The 20,166-nt window shown below is 41.4% G+C and carries 18 protein-coding genes; 10 read left to right on the top strand and 8 right to left on the bottom strand.

Annotated features, from left to right (window positions below):
• Positions 1–217 precede the first annotated feature (217 nt).
• The 4 genes from ABGU93_RS06275 to ABGU93_RS06260 all read left to right on the top strand — a co-directional run bounded on the left by ABGU93_RS06275 (position 218) and on the right by ABGU93_RS06260 (position 4,979).
• Positions 218–2,020 (top strand): DUF4153 domain-containing protein, encoded by a 1,803-nt coding sequence (locus ABGU93_RS06275; protein WP_347412625.1) that lies wholly within the window; start codon positions 218–220, stop codon positions 2,018–2,020.
• Between the two features lie 373 nt (positions 2,021–2,393).
• Positions 2,394–3,197: a methyltetrahydrofolate cobalamin methyltransferase gene (locus tag ABGU93_RS06270; RefSeq protein ID WP_347412624.1), complete on the top strand. Its 804-nt coding sequence runs from the start codon at positions 2,394–2,396 to the stop codon at positions 3,195–3,197.
• 122 nt (positions 3,198–3,319) lie between these two features.
• Positions 3,320–3,946 (top strand): corrinoid protein, encoded by a 627-nt coding sequence (locus ABGU93_RS06265; RefSeq protein ID WP_347412623.1) that lies wholly within the window; start codon positions 3,320–3,322, stop codon positions 3,944–3,946.
• 55 nt (positions 3,947–4,001) lie between these two features.
• The gene (locus ABGU93_RS06260; protein WP_347412622.1) at positions 4,002–4,979 is read left to right on the top strand and encodes a uroporphyrinogen decarboxylase family protein; all 978 of its coding nucleotides are present in this window, start codon (positions 4,002–4,004) and stop codon (positions 4,977–4,979) included.
• A gap of 171 nt (positions 4,980–5,150) precedes the next feature.
• Here ABGU93_RS06260 and ABGU93_RS06255 read toward each other — a convergent pair whose 3' ends face one another.
• The gene (locus tag ABGU93_RS06255; RefSeq protein ID WP_347412621.1) at positions 5,151–5,789 is read right to left on the bottom strand and encodes a TetR/AcrR family transcriptional regulator; all 639 of its coding nucleotides are present in this window, start codon (positions 5,787–5,789) and stop codon (positions 5,151–5,153) included.
• Between the two features lie 114 nt (positions 5,790–5,903).
• Between ABGU93_RS06255 and ABGU93_RS06250 the strand changes: the two genes are divergently transcribed.
• Positions 5,904–6,401 carry a hypothetical protein gene (locus tag ABGU93_RS06250; protein WP_347412620.1) on the top strand — a complete coding sequence of 166 codons (498 nt, stop codon included), beginning with the start codon at positions 5,904–5,906 and terminating at the stop codon, positions 6,399–6,401.
• Here ABGU93_RS06250 and ABGU93_RS06245 read toward each other — a convergent pair whose 3' ends face one another.
• From ABGU93_RS06245 to ABGU93_RS06225, 5 genes are all read right to left on the bottom strand, one after another.
• Positions 6,402–7,220, bottom strand: a complete 819-nt coding sequence (locus tag ABGU93_RS06245; RefSeq protein ID WP_347412619.1) for an EcsC family protein — start codon at positions 7,218–7,220, stop codon at positions 6,402–6,404.
• An 87-nt stretch (positions 7,221–7,307) separates the two neighbouring features.
• Entirely contained in the window at positions 7,308–8,153 is an 846-nt protein-coding gene (locus tag ABGU93_RS06240) for a MerR family transcriptional regulator (RefSeq protein ID WP_347412618.1), read from the bottom strand.
• A gap of 13 nt (positions 8,154–8,166) precedes the next feature.
• Positions 8,167–8,907: an ABC transporter permease gene (locus tag ABGU93_RS06235; protein ID WP_347412617.1), complete on the bottom strand. Its 741-nt coding sequence runs from the start codon at positions 8,905–8,907 to the stop codon at positions 8,167–8,169.
• Positions 8,904–9,626, bottom strand: a complete 723-nt coding sequence (locus tag ABGU93_RS06230) for an ABC transporter ATP-binding protein (RefSeq protein ID WP_347412616.1) — start codon at positions 9,624–9,626, stop codon at positions 8,904–8,906. Before ABGU93_RS06230 ends, ABGU93_RS06235 begins: the two co-directional genes overlap by 4 nt.
• Positions 9,627–9,764: 138 nt before the next feature.
• Positions 9,765–11,195, bottom strand: a complete 1,431-nt coding sequence (locus tag ABGU93_RS06225) for a GBS Bsp-like repeat-containing protein (protein WP_347412615.1) — start codon at positions 11,193–11,195, stop codon at positions 9,765–9,767.
• Between the two features lie 412 nt (positions 11,196–11,607).
• Between ABGU93_RS06225 and ABGU93_RS06220 the strand changes: the two genes are divergently transcribed.
• From ABGU93_RS06220 to ABGU93_RS06205, 4 genes are all read left to right on the top strand, one after another.
• Entirely contained in the window at positions 11,608–12,657 is a 1,050-nt protein-coding gene (locus tag ABGU93_RS06220) for an inorganic phosphate transporter (RefSeq protein WP_347412614.1), read from the top strand.
• Between the two features lie 27 nt (positions 12,658–12,684).
• On the top strand, positions 12,685–13,317 hold the full coding sequence (locus tag ABGU93_RS06215) for a DUF47 family protein (RefSeq protein ID WP_347412613.1): 633 nt from the start codon (positions 12,685–12,687) through the stop codon (positions 13,315–13,317).
• Between the two features lie 842 nt (positions 13,318–14,159).
• On the top strand, positions 14,160–15,431 hold the full coding sequence (locus ABGU93_RS06210) for a hypothetical protein (protein WP_347412612.1): 1,272 nt from the start codon (positions 14,160–14,162) through the stop codon (positions 15,429–15,431).
• Between the two features lie 216 nt (positions 15,432–15,647).
• Positions 15,648–16,121 (top strand): universal stress protein, encoded by a 474-nt coding sequence (locus ABGU93_RS06205; protein ID WP_347412611.1) that lies wholly within the window; start codon positions 15,648–15,650, stop codon positions 16,119–16,121.
• A 758-nt stretch (positions 16,122–16,879) separates the two neighbouring features.
• On the opposite strand, the gene ABGU93_RS06200 is transcribed toward ABGU93_RS06205, so the two are convergent.
• Both ABGU93_RS06200 and ABGU93_RS06195 read right to left on the bottom strand, forming a co-directional pair.
• Positions 16,880–17,194 carry a GGDEF domain-containing protein gene (locus tag ABGU93_RS06200; RefSeq protein ID WP_347412610.1) on the bottom strand — a complete coding sequence of 105 codons (315 nt, stop codon included), beginning with the start codon at positions 17,192–17,194 and terminating at the stop codon, positions 16,880–16,882.
• On the bottom strand, positions 17,187–19,013 hold the full coding sequence (locus tag ABGU93_RS06195; RefSeq protein WP_347412609.1) for an HD domain-containing phosphohydrolase: 1,827 nt from the start codon (positions 19,011–19,013) through the stop codon (positions 17,187–17,189). The genes ABGU93_RS06200 and ABGU93_RS06195 overlap by 8 nt, the downstream gene beginning before the upstream one ends.
• Before the next feature lie 311 nt (positions 19,014–19,324).
• Between ABGU93_RS06195 and ABGU93_RS06190 the strand changes: the two genes are divergently transcribed.
• Positions 19,325–20,146: a DUF4391 domain-containing protein gene (locus tag ABGU93_RS06190; RefSeq protein WP_347412608.1), complete on the top strand. Its 822-nt coding sequence runs from the start codon at positions 19,325–19,327 to the stop codon at positions 20,144–20,146.
• Positions 20,147–20,166 lie beyond the last annotated feature (20 nt).

Below are 20,166 nucleotides of genomic sequence, written 5' to 3'. Positions count from 1 at the left end.
ACAGAATCTTTATAAGTAGATTTACTAAGACCAGCGAATGCTGGTCTGTTTTTATTTTATCAACTAAAAATGACGAGAGACAATGAATTTTAGATATTACATCCGGATTTGATAAAAGTTGTTCGATAGATTTCATTTATATCTGGCGGTAAAGGGTATGTAGTTATTAATATAGTGTTGTGTAGCAGAAAAATTGAATTGTAAGAAAGGAGTAAAAATGAAACTATTAGATAAGATCCGGGAAAAACTCAGCAATCTGGTTGAGGCGCTATCCCGCTATCCGCTCACCGTTGTTTTTCTGGCGGCGGCCGCGGTGGTAAATGCCATGGCCATTGAGCAGGATGTGGATTATACCAAATATCTATTGACCTTTCTGGTCGGGGCATTTCTGGGGTTTGCTCTCCAGGCTGGCTGGGAACGATTTTTTAACAAGCTTTCCTATCGAATGACGGCGATGGGTCTGGGTCTGGTACTGACTCTTGGCTATTTTCTGATTGTCAGACAATACACCAGCACCAGAATGGAAACCTGGATACGGACAGCGGTGGCGCTGTTTGCCTTGCTGATTGCCTATATCTGGGTGCCGGTTATCAAAAGCGAGGTCAGTTTCAATGGCAGTTTTATGGCTTGCTTTAAGTCGTTCTTTAATTCTTTGCTTTTTTCAGGAGTCATCTTTTTGGGGGTCACCCTGATCCTTGCCGCCATTGATTTGCTGCTGTTCAGAGTACCAGAAAAGTCTTACCTGCATACCTTAAATATTGTGGGAATACTGTTTGCGCCGATTTACTTGCTCTCGCTGATTCCCATTTATCCCGGCGCATCGGATAAAAACCGGTCGCCAGAAAATTTGGAGCATAACCGGGAAAAGGTGGAGCGATCCTGTCTCTGTCCGAAATTTCTGGAGGTACTGATTTCCTATATTATCATTCCGCTTTTGTCAGTATATACGGTGATATTGATTATTTATATTGCCAGAAATATCACCGGAAATTTCTGGACCGATAACCGTTTAGAACCGATGCTGGTAGGTTTTGCCATCGCCGTTATTCTGCTTTACATCTTGGCCAGCAATCTGGTAAACAAATTTGCTGAATGGTTCCGGAAGATTTTTCCCAAAGTCCTGGTGCCTATCGTTTTATTTCAGATTGTCGCTTCGGTATTACGAATTCAGGAAACCGGAATGACCCACGGCCGTTATTACGTGATTCTCTTTGGCATCTTTGCCGCTGTTTCTGGCATTCTGATGAGTTTTATGCCGGTTCGTAAGAATGGTCTCATAGCTGCCCTGCTAATTGGTTTTTCGCTGTTTTCCATCATACCGCCGGTAGATGCCTTCACGATCAGTCGGGCTAGTCAGGTGGGGCGACTGACCGATACTTTGGTTGAGAACAAGATGCTGGAAAATAACATGATCAGTCCTAATGCATTGTTATCTGAGGTGGATAAAAAGATCATCTCCGATACCGTCAATTACCTGGCCATGATGGAATACACCAGAGAAATTCCTTATCTGGGAGAAGATTTTGATGTCTACGAGGATTTTTATAATACCTTTGGTTTTTATCGTTACGAAGAAAATCCCTACGGACAGGATTCGGTTTATCTTAATTTGAACCAACAGTCACCCCTTGATATTTCCGACTACGAGACCTTTGTAGTGGCGAATTTCTACATGTTGGAAGAAAAGATGGATCCACTAATCTGCGACTTTGAGTCAACTGGAAAAAGCTATACCCTGTCCCGAGCAAAAACTGGGGTTGCTGGGGCGCTACTGCTCACCGATGCAACCGGTCAGGTGTTGATGCAGATCAATATGAAAGACGTCTTTGATTATTTTGATACCTCTCAGGGCGGTAATTATCAGATTAGCAAAGATTTTATCAATGCCGATGAAGCCACTTTTACTCAGGAAAATGACAAGGCCGTCATTTCACTGGTTCCAATGTTTTTAGCCATCGAAAAATCAGGGTCAGAGACGTTGTATAATGGTGACTTTTATGTGTTGATTCATATCAAATAAACAAAAAAAGTGTGGGTCGCCCACACTTTTTTTTGTTAAGTATGAAAGCAAAAGAATGTAAATAAGAAACCTGAGAAAACGAGTTGTAAATATATTAAATACGAACAAATGTATTCGCTGTCTGTATGGATTAATTGCTTAATTAAGCGGATTGACAATGAATTTGTAAAATATTAAATACGTTTAAAAAAATGATTGACGTTCCTTTACACCGGTGCTATACTATACACGTACAAACGACCGATGCAGGACAGCTCCCGGCATTTTCGTAATAAGTTGAGAAATAAAGTTTCGTAAAAATAACTGATTGCAAATAGTTTGCAATCAGTTTAAGTACTGAGTAAATAAAGAATTACTAGGAGGCAAGAATAAAATGATTATTATCGGAGAAAAAATTAACGGTGCGATTCCTTCCACCGCGAAAGCAATCGCCGCCAAAGATGGCGAATTTATTAAAAATCTGGCCAGGATTCAAACCGAAGCCGGCGTGGATTACATTGATGTCTGTGCTTCAGTTGATGACGACATTGAACTGGAAACCATGAAATGGTTGATCGATCTGGTTCAGGAAGTTACCGAAACCCCCATTGCGGTGGACAGCCCCAATGTTTATACCTGTATCGAATCGATGAAATACTGTAACAAACCCGGTTTATTTAACTCCGTATCGTTAGAAGGCGATAAGATCGACGCGGCATTTAAAGCCATTGCCGATACAAAATGGGAATGCGTAGCGCTGTTAAACAGTGACAAAGGGATTCCTAAAACCGCCAAAGACCGTCTCGATGTATTTGCCGATTTAATGGCCAAGGTCAAAGAATATGGCATCGATCCATCAAGAATGCACATTGATCCATTGGTAGAAATGCTTTGTACGTCTGAAGATGGGATTGCTATGGTCGTCGAAGTGATCCGCAGCATTAAAGAACAATATCCCACCATCCATGTTACCGGCGCGGTCAGCAATATTTCCTTTAACCTGCCGGCCCGAAAAATGGTCAATATGGGCTTTACCGTCCTGGCCATGAACGCTGGTCTGGACAGTGCCATTCTCGACCCAACCAACGGCGACTTAATGGGCATCATCTTTGCCACGGAAGCGTTACTGGGTGAAGACGACTACTGTATGGAATATATTGGCGCTTACCGGGAAGGGATTTTCGGTCAGAAAAAATAGTCTAGCCAGTTGTTTATAACCAAAAATCACTAAACTGTACAACCTATTTTGACAACCGGTGCACACAGCCAGTTGTCAGATGTTAAAAATACTCAAAATAAATATTGAACAGGAGAAAAGACATGTCAAAAATTCAAGAAGTTAAAGCAAAAGTAGAAATTGGTAAAACAAAACTGATTCCCGGATTAGTTCAGGAAGCATTAGACGAAGGCAACGCACCAGGTGAAATTCTGCAAGCGATGGTTGACTCGATGGGTGTTGTTGGCGAGAAATTCTCTTCCGGAGAAATCTTTGTCCCTGAAATGCTGATCGCTGCAAAAGCGATGTCAAAAGGCGTTGACGTTTTACGACCATTGATGGCTGGAGATACTTCTGCATCTTTAGGCACCTGTATTATCGGAACGGTTGCCGGCGATTTACATGATATCGGTAAAAACCTGGTTTCGATGATGATCGAAAGTGCTGGATTTACGATGGTTGACCTGGGTGTTGATGTTCCGGCTGAAAAGTTTGTCGAAGCCATCAAAGAAAACGAAAATGTCACCTTGGTAGCCTGTTCTGGTCTGTTAACGACAACCATGCCAGCCCTGAAAGAAGCGGTTCAAACCATTAAAGCAAGCGGACTGGATGTTAAAGTCATCGTTGGTGGTGCCCCTGTGACACCAGAATACGCTGCCGAAATCGGCGCTGATGGATTTGCTCCAGATGCTGGTAGTGCCGCTGTTAAAGCCAAAGAATTAGTCGCATAATTAAATAATTCAATAACCTGATTTTTTAAATATCTAAATTCAAAGGAGACCGTGAATGTTAACAAAAAGACAGAATTTAATAGAAACCATCAAGGGTGGTAACCCGGATCGTTTTGTAAATCAATATGAGTTCATGAATCTGATTATGGAAGCACCCCTGGGAGAAATGGCTGGACCTGGTCAGACAATTAAGAATGGCTGGGGTATAACTTTTAGCTGGCCAGCGGACCAACTGGGTGGATTCCCGGTGCATGATGAGGAACATAAGGTATTAAAAGATATCACCGACTGGAAAAATCAGGTTAAAGCACCAGCCGTTGCTACATCAGACGAAGCCTGGGTAGCCGCCGTTGCTCACGCCAATGCGGTTGATCGTAACGAAGAATTTGTAACTGCTTTTGTGGCTCCCGGCGTTTTTGAAATGACCCATCATCTGATGAGCATGGAAGACGCGCTGATGGCTCTTTATGAAGAACCGGAAGACATGCATGACCTGATCGACTATCTGGTTGACTATGAACTGGCTTATGCCAAAGAATTGATCAACCGAATTCATCCAGATTGTATTTTCCATCATGATGACTGGGGTAGCCAACGTTCGTCTTTTGTTTCACCAGAAATGTTTGAAGAATTCTTTTTGCCAGCCTATAAAAAAATCTACGGTTTCTACAAAGAAAATGGCGTTGAACTGATTGTTCACCATAGCGATTCTTATGGGGTTAACCTGGTTCCGTTTATGATCGACATGGGCATTGATATCTGGCAGGGCGTTATGACAACCAATAATGTCCCAGAACTGATTGAAAAATATGGCAAACAAATGACATTCATGGGAGCGATCGACAGCGGTGTTGTTGATTTCCCCGGCTGGACACCAGAAATCGTGGCTGAATATACTAAAAAAGCCTGCGATGAATGTGGTAAATTATATTTCATTCCGAACCTGACCCAAGGCTTGAATTTCAGTTCATTCCCAGGTGTTTATGAAGAAACAACCAAGGTTATTGATCGACTCAGCAAGGAAATGTTCTAACATCAACTCGCTGAACTCACCCGACTCACTTAAAAAATTCATATAAAACAATTTAACATCTAAATTATTTGCACTCCAATAATAATGACATAAAAAGACCAGTCCCGACAGAACCCATTGGGTTTTTGTCGGGACTGGTCTTTTTTGAGCCGATTGTGTAAAGGATCGGTGCTATTTTTTGACCGTATCAATTAATAATGACAGGGTTGTTTTGATAAAATCATTTTCTTTCACATCCAGGAATTTCAAATATGATTGACCGGAAAGAGAGAACATATAGAAAAACCCCGTTAGGGTAAAGATGAAAGAACCCATTAATTGTGGGGCGTCAATATCGTCTCGCAAACTGCCATCCGCTTTGCCCATTACAAAAATCTGGTTGATCGCTGCGAACATAACTTTATTGTGGGCATAGAATCTTTCTTGATGAGGAAGATCAATACCGGCATTTTGGGATCGGACTTGTCCGATTTTACCCATCAAGGAAAACACCCCCGGTTCGCTCGTATAGAAAGCATAAAAAGCCGTACAGGAAAGTTCCAGCTTTTCCAGCCCGGTATGGCCATTCTCGCATTGACAACTGATCTTCTGCCAGAGTTTCTGATAGCCGTTCAAAATAACGGCAAAGAAAAGATCATCCTTGCTTGCAAAATATTTATAAAGCGTCCGTTTTGTCAGATTTGTCGCTTGGGCCAGGTCATTCATGGTGGTCGCTTCGTAGCCGGACAGCGAAAATAAACGATCAGCCGAATCGATAATGAAGGCCTCTTTTTTTTGTTTCTCCTGGTTGCGGATAGATAAAGGTTCCATAAAATTTTCCTTTCTGTTGACATTAGAGTATACTGGCAGTATACTCTAATGTATAACGACGGTATACTTTATTCTAGTGATTAAAGGGCGCAATGTCAAGATGGAGGAAAAAGGATGAATATTTGGGTAACAGTTTTGGGAACAATCGGCTTTTTTGCAAGTCTGATCCTGATGGAATTTACCAATCTGGGAGCACGGGGCATTAAGCAATACGACCCCGGTTTTGGTCTGCTGGACATGCGTTTGCGGTACGATGCCAACACCGTGTATCAGGTCTTTGGCCAAATTGGGGCGGAGGGACAAAAGGCGTACAAACACTATTTACTGTTGGATTACTGTTTCATCGCCTGTTTTCTGATTGTAATGCTGGCTCTGTCATTTCGGATTACTGCAGATCCGGTGCAACGAAATATCCTGATCTTCTTGGCCAGCGCCCGGGCATTGTGTGATATCCTCGAAAACACATTGCTGATAGTATTAATCAACAACTATCCGCAGCAAAATATGTTGTTGGCGACGGTTTGTTCCTGGTCAACCACGATCAAGTTCATTTTTCTGTTTTTATGGTTGGGCATGCTACTTTTATTTTGGATTTTGAACTTTGTCAGGTAGTCACGGCTGATTTACGGTAAATGTTTGTATTTTGCTCAGTAAATATCGCTTCTTATACTTAATCCGGGCGTATTTGCCGATTTTATTAATCATAACGGGATTAATCACCCCACCGATGACGCCGACAAGAGGCAGTCCCTGGATAAATTTGGCAGTCAGCAGGGTATTGGATAGCAGGTCGGAGGTCTCCTTCATAAAAGCATCTAGATCAATGTTGGTTGGGGTATGGGCATCAATGTCCTGACCTAAGCGCTCAGTTTTTAGATCATAGGCTTGGCGCTGGTCTTCTTTTGACATGGCGGCGCAGATCAAATAAAGCAGGTATGCTTTTTCTTCGTCAGTGTTATATTGAAAGCCGTAAGACAAAGCGATTTCATTAATAGTTTTGACGATTACCCCAAGAAACAGGGGGATATCCGGCAGTCCAATCCCCAACAAACCCAGAACACCGCCTTCTATGGCGGCAATGGATTCATTGATGGTTTTGGAATGTTTTGACGACTTATCCAACGTTTTCAGGTGTTTTTTAGTCATGTATTTTTCAATGGCGTAATTATTTAAATCATATGTCACGTCAATTTTTTCTTTATTGTATGTTTTTTCGATCAGCGAACTACCTTTTTCAAATACCAAATGAAAACCCACATAGAAGGCCGCATCTAGTGTTGAATGCAGTTTATCAGGGATTTTAGCCTGGATTTTATTGGCCATGGGGGTAAAATTGGACTTTATAAACGGACTTTCTGTTTGATTTAAAAACTTTTGTTCCTGTTTTTCAAGAAGGGCCAACTGTTTTGATAGAATAAGGTCTTTCTTCATTTTTGCAACTCCAATCGGGTGATTTAATAAAAACTATCTAATCTTAATATTCTATCATGTTTTCTTTAATAATCGCTGTGGTAACAATCAATCGACTTTCTTGACTGGAAACTGGATTTCGGTCAACCAATCCTCAGCAGAATCCTGGTTCCAGATACCATCGATGTAAGATTCCCGGGGATTGTCAATGATTTCATAGCCATTGTTTTCAACCCATTTAAGGACTGCGTTATATGCTTTGGGGAAACCCTCATAGGGACCTTTGTGAAGGACACAGGCGGCATATTCGACGCGGTCAATGGTTTTGAATGTCAACATTTCCGTATCCGCTTTTTTTTCAGTGACCGCTTCGCAGATTTCCACGTCCACATCGGTTTCCCGGTATTCGCCGTCGTGATAGATATTAAAACAGTATTCTGGTACCGCACAGACGCAACCCAACCGCTCCATTTCTGCCCCCATCGGTGGAACAACGTCAAACAGGGCGTCGTATCCAGGAATAACCGTCCGCATCGATGCCACAATAACCTGGGGAAGATCTTTAAGAATGATGTGGTATTCGTTGCTGTCTCCATCTTTTTGCGTAAGATAAGATTCAATCTGGGCCAGGCGAAGGGTTTCCGTCGCAATTTTTTTCATGATCTCCAGTTTCTTTTTTTGAAGTAATTCTTGCTCAGGGATCCCGCCCTGGACCTGTTTTATTTCGTCCAGGGTGAATCCCATTTCGCGCAGTGCCAGAATCTGGTGGAGGATCGGGAGTTGTGCCGATGAATAATAACGGTATCCGGTAAATTCTTCGATAAACGCCGGTGGTAGTAGACCGATTTCGTCATAATGTCGCAGTGCTTTAATGGTGACCCGATTCATTTTTGAAAATAGACCGATCTTATAATAAGCGGTTTCGACTCGTTCACATTGGTAGGTTTCGTTCATTGTCTCTCCTTTCTTATTCCCAGCGGAATAACCGCATCGATAAAATAATTCCTAGAATCAGGGCTGCTATTAAAACAACCAGAGGAATCAACAGACTTGTTTCCAACCCCAGACTGACAGACTTTAGAAGTTTAATACCCTGGGTAAGCGGAAGAATACCGGCTACGGTCTGAAGAGGTTTTGGAAAAATTTCAAAGGGAATAGTGGCACCAGATAAAAAAAGCATCGGAAAATAAACAATACTGCAAACCACGTTGGCTGTTTTAACGGTTCGGCAAAAACTGGCGATGAGCAGGCCTAAACTGTACATCGAAACCATAACCAGGAAATAAGAACCGATAAACGCCAGTTTGGAACCCGACATTTCATAACCGAAGAAGGTTTGAGCGACAAGGTAAATGGCCAGCGCCGAAACCGCGGACAGCAGCATGTTTATGACGGCATGAACCCATAATAACATAGTTGGGCTCACCGGTGTCACAAAAAAATGTTTGAGAATTTTCTTGTCCCGATAGTCGGCAATAGTCAAAGGGATACCCATAAAAGCAGTGGCACAGATTCCCACCGTGATCAGGGCACCAAAGGAACTTTCGAGAAGTGTATAACCGGCAGTGGTGGTAGCCGGGTTTTGTCCGGCAATGAGTCCGATTAAGATGAGTATACCCACCGGCATGCTGACTCCGAAAAAGATGCTGTCAATAGAGCGCAACGACAGCAAACCTTCGATTTTTAGTAAGGTAAAAAACTTTTTCATATGGCGATTTCCTCCTTCATGACCCAGAGATAGGCTTCTTCAAGACGCTGATACGGGCTATTTTCAATTAACTGTGGTACGGTATTGGTTACCAGGGCATGTCCGCGATTAATAATGCAGACCCGGTCACAAAGCATTTCCACCTCATCCATGTAATGGGAAGTAAGAAACAGTGTCAGCCCTTTATTTTTTAAATCAGTCAAAACCTGCCAGACTTCCCGTCTGGCCTCGGTGTCCAGACCGGTGGTGAGCTCATCCAGAAAGAGTACCTCGGGTTGCGGGATCAATGCCAGCAACACTGACAGCTTCTGTTTTTCACCGCCGGAGAGGTTTGTGACGGATTGCCGATGGTATTGATCCAATTTAAACTGAATCAGCAAGTCATGGTAATCAGCTGGTGCGTGATAAAGGGCAGCGATTTCTTCGCAGACTTCACCCACCCGGATGTTACCCTGATAACTGGATGATTGCAGTTGCACCCCGACCCGTTCAAAAAGTCGCTTTCTTTCCCTGACCGGATCCATGCCCAGCACCCGAACCGTCCCGTTTTCAAATGACTTCAGTCCCAGGATGCAGTCGATAGTGGTTGATTTACCAGCGCCGTTTGGTCCCAGGAGACCAAATATTTCACCTTTTTTTACTGTCAGGTTTAAATTACTCACGGCCAACCGGTTACCATAAGACTTGGTTAGATTTGTTACTTCAATACAGTTTTCCATTTTTTCCTCCAATCATTTCTTGTTTCAATTTGAAGTATAAATCCTCCTCCACGGGGAGAGTCAAGGACGATTTTAGATACGGATGCAGGCGCTTTTTCACATAAAAAAAAACACCTGAACGGTGTTTTTGGGTTAAGATTAATTATTGCTTTGAAAAGCTCGCATGGTAGATCCGGGGGCTGGGGAGCCAGCCGGAACGACCATTACTTCGATTGCTTCCAGGCGGTAGCCGAAACCTTCGGTACCTGAGCTACCGCCATTTTTAGCCCAGTCCAGCCAGCCGATATTTTCGGCATGAACCCGATAGTACACATCATAGCGGTAAGCATCAGCGCCTGTCAAACGGACTTCAATGGCTTCCAGACGAAGCCCCTGATTGGAGGTACCGCTGATTTCACCGTTGTGTTTCCACTCCTGCCAGCCGATATTCTGGATATGGGTGCGGTATTCAATACCCAGATCATAGCCCTTGTTGTCGACCTGAATTTCAATGGCTTCCAGGCGTTTGGATTCTCCTGAGGTACCACTAAGCTCACCGTTCATTTTCCAGCGCTGCCAGCCGTAATCCTGGACATGGGTTTGATAAGAACAGGAAATACTCTTCTGGGCTGATACGCTCAAAGCTGTACAGGCCGTATTTCCGGCACCGTCGTAGGCATAAACATGAACGGCATAGATGCCCTGTTCATTGCGATGCTGGCTGTACAAAACCCGGTAGGAGGCAGTATTACCGCTAATATTTGCCTGATGCCAGACAATATCGTCCTGGCCGTTTGCTTCAGTCCAGGTGGGAATTAGTACCGATGCAATACCAGAATCGGCGTCTGAAACCTGACAGGTAACGGTAAAACCTTCATCATTGATGTCGGTAATTTGTGCATTGGTAAGAGTTGGTGGGGTAGTGTCCCGAGTTGGTTCGGGACCAAAGTCACCAATATAGATGTATCCCTGGAAACCGCCGACAGAGACAGAGTTTTCAGAACCGGCCGTGAAGGTAGTGGTGTAGAAGTACGAACCACTCCAGGAAGACTCCGACACAGTGACCTTGTTGCCTTCAATTTTTTCGACCACTGCAACGTGGCCGCAGGAACTGCCGTCCCAGCAGAGAATCGCGCCAACCTTAGGGGTACTGCCATAAGAATAGGCACCGCTGTTCAGGTTATAACCCCAAAACTCATTAGCATTTCCGTTGCTTAAATTGGGTTTACTACCCAGGATCTCATAAGCTCGTCCCCACGCGTAGGCGGTGCAGTTAGGCATGCCATAGCCACCCAGATAGAAAATATTTTTTGCAAAATAATAATCATTATCTGAGCTGGGGGCGGTGAGTCGGGGTGAGAAAACCGACGAAGTATTCATGGTATCAGTTTGATACGCTTCATCAGGCCAACCCGGGTCGGGTGCCACATCACCGGGGAGCATCTCCTTTGTTTCCACAAATGGTTGGGCGTCGATGGCAGTCACCACTGTCTCGCTATCACTAATTTCTTCTGCCAGTACTGCAGCCGGGTAAATTCCCAGGACTAGAATCAAAACAAAACAAATAAAAGTCCCTCGATAAAATTTCATTTCCAGTATCCTCCTGTATTTCGGTTTAAAGTTATGATAAATTCGTTAAGATTAATTGTTCAATAAAAATCAGCTTAAATCTACATTGAAATAATTTTTTTCAGATACAATTCGTTACGTAAATTTTACACCTTTATTATAAAATTTGCAATGATTAACTTGATTTATATAAAAAAATGCAAAAATCGTAGAACAATCACATAAAAATCTATTGCTAGTCACAATTTTGTATTAAATTATAGATAAGTAATGTTTTTAAAGGAGTGCCATATTAAAAATATGTTAAATTTTTGTTAAATGAGTTCTATTTAGGGAACTTATGGTGTAGAATGAGTACGGCAAAAAAACACCAGTATGACATTCGAAAGAAAAATTTTGAGTGTGTAGAGAGAAAAGGGGTATTCTTAACAAAATGACAATCACTTTATCGGATTTTATCAGTAGCATCGCCGGCAATCCAGCGCTGCTCATCATTGTAGTATTAACCCTTGGGGTAATTTTGGTAAACGGATGGACCGACGCGCCAAATGCTATTGCCACCTGTGTGTCCACACGATCGATGGAACCCAGAAAAGCAATTGTTATGGCCGCCGTCTTCAATTTCCTCGGTGTATTCGTTATGACAGCCGTCAATGCGACAGTGGCGCAAACTGTAGCAAATATGGTTAATTTCAGTGGTTCAGACGATGCCCTCATCGCGCTGTGTGCGGCCCTTTTTGCAATCGTGCTCTGGGCTACCGCCGCCTGGTATTTCGGGATTCCAACCAGTGAAAGCCATGCTTTAATTGCGGGCATCTCTGGTGCTGCCATTGCCCTGCAGGGCGGTATCAGTGGGATTAACGGACAGGCCTGGATAAAGGTTGTTTATGGTTTAGGAACATCAACACTTTTAGGGTTCGGACTGGGTTTTCTGGTTGTTAGAATTGTCATGCAGATCTGCAAGAGCATGTCACGGCAACAGACCAATGCTTTTTTTAAAAAAGGTCAGATTGGGGCTGGCGCGGCTATGGCTTTTATGCATGGAGCTCAGGATGGACAAAAGTTCATGGGAATTTTTATGTTGGGAATTTTTCTGGCTCAGGGAAATAGTGATGCTACGAATTTTGTCATTCCGGTTTGGATGATGATACTCTGCTCACTGGTGATGGCACTGGGAACTTCCATTGGCGGTATGAAAATTATCAAAACCGTTGGTATGGACATGGTTAAGCTGGAATCCTTCCAGGGGTTCAGTGCAGATCTGGCAGCTGCAATTTGTCTGATGATCTCATCAGTTTTTGGATTGCCTGTCAGCACCACCCATACCAAAACAACTGCGATCATGGGAGTTGGTGCAGCCAAACGGTTTTCCTCGGTTAACTGGTCAACGGTCGGGGAAATGATTTTAGCCTGGGTGCTTACATTCCCGGGATGCGGCCTGGTCGGATTTATCATGGCCTGGGTTTTCATGCAAATATTCTAAATAAACAATATCTAAAAGGGAGACATTATGTCAAAAAAAGTTAAAACAAAAGGGTATAACTATTACAAAGAATTTATCGCTGTTTCTAATTTGATCGTTAAAGCATCCCATATGCTCAACGAAACCCTACAGGATTACGATCTTAAAAGTTTAGAAAAGAAGCTAGTCAAACTCCATGAAGTGGAACGGACAGCAGATAATCTCAAGTATGAGATGATGGAATTTATGTACAGTGATTTTCTGCCCCCCATTGAACGGGAAGATATCATCAATCTGGCCTGTGCCCTGGACACCATTATTGATCTGATTGAAGATATTTTAAAATACATCGATATGTTCCAGATTGAAAAAATCACCCCGGAAATGATTAAATTTATGGATTTGATCGAAAAAAGTGCGACCTGTCTGCATGATGCCGTCAAGGAATTAAAATCCTTTAAGAAACCAAAAGCTTTAAATGAAGCGATCATCGCTATTAATCGGCTGGAGAACGAAGGGGATGACCTGTATGTTCAGTCTGTGAAGCAACTTTTTGTGGACAAACGGGATCATATCGAAACCATTGCCTTTATCCGTATTTATGATTATTTCGAAGAAAGTTGTGACTCTTTTGAGGATGCAGCAGATATTATTTCCAGTATTATCTTGAAAAATTCCTAAATTAAACGCGATTTGGATGGGTAGCGTGAAGCTATTTTAATTGCACCACTGTTTTGCTGAGACAAGCTCAAAACAGTGGTGTTTATTAATCGATCTGTGACTAGTTTTACAAAGCTGACGTGAACGTACGCAAAAGATATACAAACATTTACACCTTATCTATTTACTTATGCGAATAAAGTGATATACTGTAATCGAGTCAAAAATCAACTTAATCTTTTTCTATAGCAAACAAACGTACGACTCACCAATAAAATTAAGATTTACCAGAGTTGATGTAAAAATTAACCAAAGGCAAATTGAGTTATTTTAAAGGCAGTGGGAAAAATTTGAATGAGAAAACAGATTGCTCCGAAATGAAGTACGGAAGAAACCTCAACCACATCAAACAGAAATAGTCAAAGATCATTGGGTATCAAGAAAAACCATTCGGTGAAGATGATGACGAAAAGATTTCTGAATGATTGGAACGAGTTAAAACAAATCCAAACTAAAGAGTAAGATGATTCCAAAAAGTTGGCGAAGTTTGTGAAGAAAAGTGAAAAAGAAGATTTTTGATAAAATCAATAGAAGGAGTCCAAACGGATGACAACAGAGATTTTAGACTAGGCCGGTTTTACAGATGAAAATGTAAAATCGGCCTTAGTCTTTTTTGATTAATAAAAGCAAATAAAGATGAAGCGTTAAAATTAATAATTGTTGCCAGCTTTAAAAATAAAAGTTATAATAAAAGTTAATTGTAAAATTTATAATCCGTCGAGACAGCATTGAATTATTGTTGAAAACTCATGGACCATTCAATGCAATTATGTCATACTAAAAAAATATCGGAGGAAATTTATTTGTCAAGAGGAAACGTAGAAAATCTTTTGAAGGTTCCAGAATTGGAAGCCTTTTTAAAAAATAGGGTCATTGAAAACAAAGAATTATTTTTAGGCGTTCGGGATGAGAGCATTATCATTTATTACTGGGGAAAAAACATGATGGAGCTGGTCTATGCAGAAGACCAGAAATGCATTGTTAAAATCAGCAAGTTCTTTATTGACCGGACCGCTTTTTGCGGCCTGAAATTTACCCAAAAATCAGATACCATGATCTTTCCATTTGATCCGGAATTTGTTCAGGCGTTTGTTGAATCCTATCCAGAATTCAAAGAAAATGTAGAGAATGCTTTAGTTGAAAGTGCTCCCATTGAAGCAAAAGCCGGACCACTGGGACAGAAATACCAGGGAATTATTGCTTGCAATAATAACGCCAGCATGGAGTCGGACTGGTACTGTGTAGATCTGAACTACTCACCCGAGGCAACCCCACTAGGCAGAATGGATATGGTGGCCATTTCAAAGGAAAAACAGAACGGTAAGCACCGCATGGTTCTCATTGAGTGCAAGTATTCCTGGCAAGCCTACAAATCCGGGTATCGCAAAAATCTCTATAACAACAAGAAGAATAAGGGATATTATATTGAAGCCAACGGATTAAAAACCAAGGCGACCGCCAAGGGCGATCAGCATCGGAGACGATTTGGCTGTAAATATGACGAAAAGAAACAACAGATTGTTGCCTATGAATTCGGATCCGGCATCACCGGTGATTTTTATAACTATTCCCAGTTTCTCTTTGCAGAAAACGGCAAACTGGTTAAGGATTTAAAAGAAGAGTGCTTTGATATTTTAAACGCAAAAAAAAGCTTGGGCTGTTTTGAAACAAACGACCAAATTGGAACTGAACTGTTACTGCTTTTAAACGGCACAAAAGAAGCCTTTGTTGATGCTTTGGGGGATCAGCCGGAGTGTGTCTTTCTAACTGTCGGTTGTGGCGATTCTACCGAAAAAGCACAACAGGCAATGACTTCCTATCTCACCCCCGGACCAAACAGTACCGCCGATGTACTGAGCATTACCCAAGATAAATGGGTACTTTGTTACAATAACGGCAAGGGCCGAAGTCGGGCCATTGCCCGGGACCTCAACTTGGCTGAAGCTTTTCCGGCAGCATTTGAAGAACGGGTGCGATATTTATTCACCAGAAAAATTGCTTTGGAGAATTTAAATATTATTGATCATTTGGATCCTGCCAGTGCGGATGAATTAAAGATCAAGATATTCGAATGAGTTTATAAAAGTTAAATATAAAATAAAGAAGCAATCAAAAAAAGCGGTATGATTATCAGGATCATATCGCTTTTTTATATAAGTGCAGTTGTCGAATCAAGTCCGTTTCAGTCTGATTAAAATGGGTATAACAAGTAACACCTGACAGGTACTGAAAAAATCTAAACACAATCTATCAATAAGAGGAAAAATTATCTAAAAACGGAGGATACGACTATGAAATTACTGGTACCCATCGATGGTTCCAAGGCATCGATCAATGCACTTAAAAAAGCTATTGAGATTGCAAAAAGAAATGATTTTTCTATGACTTTACTTACGGTTGTTGAGGAGAGTCATATTTCGGGGTATGGTAGAAATCAGAATTTCTGGCACCAGGTTGATGGCTCTATCATATCGGTCGGGGTGGAACCTGAAATAGTATCGAAACTGGAAGAAAGTGCCGCTGAATTTCTAGATGATATCGCCTCCGCATTTGATTTTTCTGGAATCGATTTGGAAAAAACAGTTGTGACGGGAGAACCATCGATAGAAATTTTAGATCTGGCCCGGAGCGAAGCATTTGATTTAATTGTGATGGGCAACAGAGGAATGTCAAAGTTAAAACGATTTTTTACGGGATCAGTAACCCAGCGGGTGATTGCCGAAGCACCATGTCCAGTCCTGTCGATTCATGAAGATCTTAAGTAAGTTTCAGGAATCAGCAAACGGCCGTACAAAGGCAATTACAAAGCATTTAAGATTACTATACAAATTTTATATAAACGTTTACAAAAAATCTATTTACTTATTTCCAAAAGGTGTTATAATACAATTAATCAAAGATCATTGATCATTTAAAAGTAAATAAGAACCAACTTGCCAATAAGATAAACGAAATAATCAAGATCAACCTAAAATTGACGCCGATTAAATCACTTAAATTAAAGGCCAAATAATTTGAGTAAAATCAAGTTATCTGAAATTAAGATGAAAGGGTAACCTCACAAAGAATTAAATGAACGATAAATGAAAAGTATAAATGAAAAAAGAAAAGTTCTCACGGTTTCTGCAAGCCATGTCCAATTAAAAATTGGAAACGAGAAAAAGTTCTTAAATCAAAAATATCAAGTAAAGAATCCAGTAAATAATGATCCAGTGAGTATAAAACAAATCGAATCTTAAAAGTAAAACAAAAGAAGTTGGTGACATTTACATTAAAAAGTGAAAAAGGAGCTTTGATAAAAAATCATAGGAGGAATCCAAACGGATGACAACAGAGATTTTGGACTAGGCCGATTCTACAGGTAAAAGCGTGGAATCGGCATTAGTCTTTTTTTGTGGTTGTTTGAGCTTCAGGATGGAGATGATTTTTGGATAAAAAAACCAGAAACAAGCTGTTTCTGGCATTTTGTTGGAAGAGCGTTCAGGGGAACCACATTTAATAGAAAAAAGATATGCAGCCGGGATCAGGATGCGCATTGAATCTGGTTACGACCATTTTCTTTGGCTGTATACAGACTGATATCCGCAGCTTCAAACAAGTCAGTTTTACTCATCTCCGGAGTGAACGGGGTAAAACCGATGCTCATTGTTACGATCTCATCTGGCATGGAATCAAAAACGGCGGTTTCAAGATCCAAACGAATTTTTTCCAGAATTTCAAGACAAGCTTCCGGAGATTTTTCGGTAAAAATAACAGCAAACTCCTCACCGCCGTAACGGGCGGCAAAATCATTGGCTTTCAGGTTATCCAGAATAATGGCAGCGGCGGAACTATTCATCCATTTTTTCTTTTAAATATTGGTAGATTTGGCTGAAATCATTGAGTTCATCTTCATAAGCCGCACTGCGAATGGTCTCAATTTGATCAATATTGGCCACGAAAATATTCACCAGTCTGGGTTCAAAAAACTTCCCTTCTTCTTCAAGCAAATAAGCAACTGCAGCTTCCTGGGACCAGGCGTCTTTATAAACCCGGATGCTGCGCAGAGCATCATAGACATCCGCAATGGCTGTAATTCTGGCAAAAACATGGATATCTTCTCCTGATTTACCGCTGGGATAGCCACCACCGCCCCACTTTTCATGATGCTCCAGAGCAACTAGCGATGCATAACGCAGCATTTCCCGTTCTGGATTTTTCAAGATTTCATAGCCGATACTGGTGTGATATTTCATAATCTCAAACTCCTGCTCTGAGAGCCGTCCCGGCTTATGGAGGATATTTTCCCCGATACCGATTTTTCCGACATCATGCATCGGGGAAACAGCCGTAAGGATGGCGATATCTCTTTCGGAAAGCCCATATTCTTTGGCCAAAAATGCGGATACTCTAGCCACCCGTTTGACATGATTAGCGGTTTCAAAGGAGCGGGTTTCGATCACGGCCCCTAATTTTGTAATCAGGACTTTCTGGGTATCGACAATCTCCTGATTCAAATCTGCAATTTCAATGGTTTTCTGGTTGAGAATGTTTTTTTCGCGAATGGCATAAAGAAGGAGACCGATAATCATCATCAGTACGCCGGTGATCGCCGAGAATAGGATGATCAGGTTTTTGTTTTTTTCAAAGTATGTGACCGGTTCATTGATAATCGTGGAGCCTTCCGGAATATTACTCAACTGGTAGACTTTGAGGACATTGTAGTCAAACATATACTGATAGTGGGAACCATCCTCGTAGATCAGGGATGAAACGGATTTTCCCGCCCAGAGATCAAGCAGGGTATTGGCTGCACTTTCGCCATACTTATAGGAAGAAGCCACATATCCTCCTACTACCCCGGTGCCTAGATAAAAGTCCCACAGGGCATACACCGGGTTTTTAGCATTTTTTAAGATGTATTGGGGAACCTCATCGTAATGATAAGTGACATTGTATCGGTCCCGGGAATACAACACATAGAAAAACAGATCACTTTCGCCGCTGTTATCAATGATCGCTTTGAGCTCTTCAGGGGTTTTATCATAATAGTGTTGACTTACATAATTTGGGTATTTTTCAGCAAGCATTGCGATGATGTCAGACCGCATTTCGTTGCTGGTGGTGGTTTCGTCATAAATAAAATGCAACGTTTTAATATCTTTGGATTGATTTTGCTCTAACGCTAATGCAATATTTTTTTCCACATCAGGCCGCTCTTCGATGATGACCATTCCCGGGATCCCCTGAACGTAGGGACGTAGAGAATTGATGCCAGTGCTGACGACATTAATAGTATTCGGCCAGATTGTTTTACCAAAACGACTATAAAATTGTAGAGCATCGTCGTCACAGATAATTACCCCATCTAGCGCGACATCCTTGTATTTTTGAGTCATGGTCTCGGCCAATGTCTGGAAGGCGTCGGCATCGAGACTGTTTTTGGCATCAAGAAATTCATAGCGGATGCGAACCTTTTCGCCTGATTCGGATAAAACAGCTTCGATACCTTCTTCCAGAACCCGGGTATGGTAATAATCACGCTGATAAGATTCAAGAATGAGTATCTCTTTGGTATAGATTCCAAGATCATTTGATTGGGAAAAGACAGGTGGTGAGAATAGGTAACAAAAAAGACAGGGAACGATGAAAAGGAATATTGTGCGCAGATTCTTCATAGCTTTAGCCTCCAATTAAACAGTCTTTATTACGTTTATACCAATAATTTTCCAGCTTAATCAAAAGAAATTCAAATCCAATAGTCTGAATCCTTTAAATATTAACGCAACATCTAACTAAAGAAAAACTAAGGGTAAGTATGAGGCATTGAAGCTTAGATAAATATACATATGAAGTACTTCTTGGGCATTAATTCGTGAAAGCTACAAAAAATTCTAACTATTTTATCGAGTTAGTCGATTACATAAGTAGCAAAACAACATGCCGGTATATTAATATCAGTAGATAAGAAATTTGAGAAGGAGATGCCATGATTGATTTACCAGAAACCACTAGTGTATACAAACGAATGCCCAAAGAGCTATTTTATAAATATTTAAATGACGATTGCATATCTAAAAAGACTTTCATTGATGAAATCGGAAGCATTATCTGGATCAACACCCTATCTTCAGAAACGACAACCACCCCAGAAGGGAAACATGTTACTGAAATAGCAATCGTCGAGATTGTTTTAAACCGTCAGGCCATCAGCCATAACATCCTTGAAATTGTAAACAGGGAAATTGATCAATATGCTGTTTTTATTGTCCGATATGAAGAATGGGGCCAGGTCTGGTGCTGTGATCATCAGTCGCTCAATCTACAAACCGGGCAGTTCAATTGCCAAAACTATTACCAAACAAACTGGATGATTGCCGAAGATTTGATGTTGAAAATTGACGGTGGAAATTTGGATCAGGTCTATGAAAACTTTTTTATGCAGATTGCCGGAAAACCCCTTCCTGCCAAGGTTGACAGTAACCACAAACAGACCGACGAACCGATCGTAAAAGTCGAACAATCAGGAAAAAATGAAGAATTGGAACAGCTGGTAGCTACAATCAAAAATCTGGAGAGCCAGATGGAAAAAGAAATGTTGTTTGGTAAACAAGTTAAGTTAGCTACTGATTTAAAAAATGCTAAAGATGAACTTCAACAAATAAAAAGATCCCAGACAACCCATATCGAAATCCAGCAGCCTGAAATAGTGGCGGCACAAGAGGATCCGGCAGAAACGGTACGATCCTTTTTTCCCAATGTTTACATGAAGATGCAGTGTAAATTTTCACATTATTTCGGACTGGTTTAATCACAATAAAACGGATCGAA

The sequence above is a fragment of the Acetobacterium sp. genome (assembly GCF_039830195.1).
GTDB lineage: Bacteria > Bacillota > Clostridia > Eubacteriales > Eubacteriaceae > Acetobacterium.
Note: the sequence above shows the minus strand (reverse complement) of the source record. Positions and strands in the feature narration are given on the sequence as shown.

Excerpts from the sequence above, each read along its gene's own strand:
- ABGU93_RS06275 (WP_347412625.1), top strand. The coding sequence starts at position 218 with ATGAAACTATTAGATAAGATCCGGGAAAAACTCAGCAATCTGGTTGAG.
- ABGU93_RS06270 (WP_347412624.1), top strand. The coding sequence starts at position 2,394 with ATGATTATTATCGGAGAAAAAATTAACGGTGCGATTCCTTCCACCGCG.
- ABGU93_RS06265 (WP_347412623.1), top strand. The coding sequence starts at position 3,320 with ATGTCAAAAATTCAAGAAGTTAAAGCAAAAGTAGAAATTGGTAAAACA.
- ABGU93_RS06260 (WP_347412622.1), top strand. The coding sequence starts at position 4,002 with ATGTTAACAAAAAGACAGAATTTAATAGAAACCATCAAGGGTGGTAAC.
- ABGU93_RS06255 (WP_347412621.1), bottom strand. The coding sequence starts at position 5,789 with ATGGAACCTTTATCTATCCGCAACCAGGAGAAACAAAAAAAAGAGGCC.
- ABGU93_RS06250 (WP_347412620.1), top strand. The coding sequence starts at position 5,904 with ATGAATATTTGGGTAACAGTTTTGGGAACAATCGGCTTTTTTGCAAGT.
- ABGU93_RS06245 (WP_347412619.1), bottom strand. The coding sequence starts at position 7,220 with ATGAAGAAAGACCTTATTCTATCAAAACAGTTGGCCCTTCTTGAAAAA.
- ABGU93_RS06240 (WP_347412618.1), bottom strand. The coding sequence starts at position 8,153 with ATGAACGAAACCTACCAATGTGAACGAGTCGAAACCGCTTATTATAAG.
- ABGU93_RS06235 (WP_347412617.1), bottom strand. The coding sequence starts at position 8,907 with ATGAAAAAGTTTTTTACCTTACTAAAAATCGAAGGTTTGCTGTCGTTG.
- ABGU93_RS06230 (WP_347412616.1), bottom strand. The coding sequence starts at position 9,626 with ATGGAAAACTGTATTGAAGTAACAAATCTAACCAAGTCTTATGGTAAC.
- ABGU93_RS06225 (WP_347412615.1), bottom strand. The coding sequence starts at position 11,195 with ATGAAATTTTATCGAGGGACTTTTATTTGTTTTGTTTTGATTCTAGTC.
- ABGU93_RS06220 (WP_347412614.1), top strand. The coding sequence starts at position 11,608 with ATGACAATCACTTTATCGGATTTTATCAGTAGCATCGCCGGCAATCCA.
- ABGU93_RS06215 (WP_347412613.1), top strand. The coding sequence starts at position 12,685 with ATGTCAAAAAAAGTTAAAACAAAAGGGTATAACTATTACAAAGAATTT.
- ABGU93_RS06205 (WP_347412611.1), top strand. The coding sequence starts at position 15,648 with ATGAAATTACTGGTACCCATCGATGGTTCCAAGGCATCGATCAATGCA.
- ABGU93_RS06200 (WP_347412610.1), bottom strand. The coding sequence starts at position 17,194 with ATGAATAGTTCCGCCGCTGCCATTATTCTGGATAACCTGAAAGCCAAT.
- ABGU93_RS06195 (WP_347412609.1), bottom strand. The coding sequence starts at position 19,013 with ATGAAGAATCTGCGCACAATATTCCTTTTCATCGTTCCCTGTCTTTTT.
- ABGU93_RS06190 (WP_347412608.1), top strand. The coding sequence starts at position 19,325 with ATGATTGATTTACCAGAAACCACTAGTGTATACAAACGAATGCCCAAA.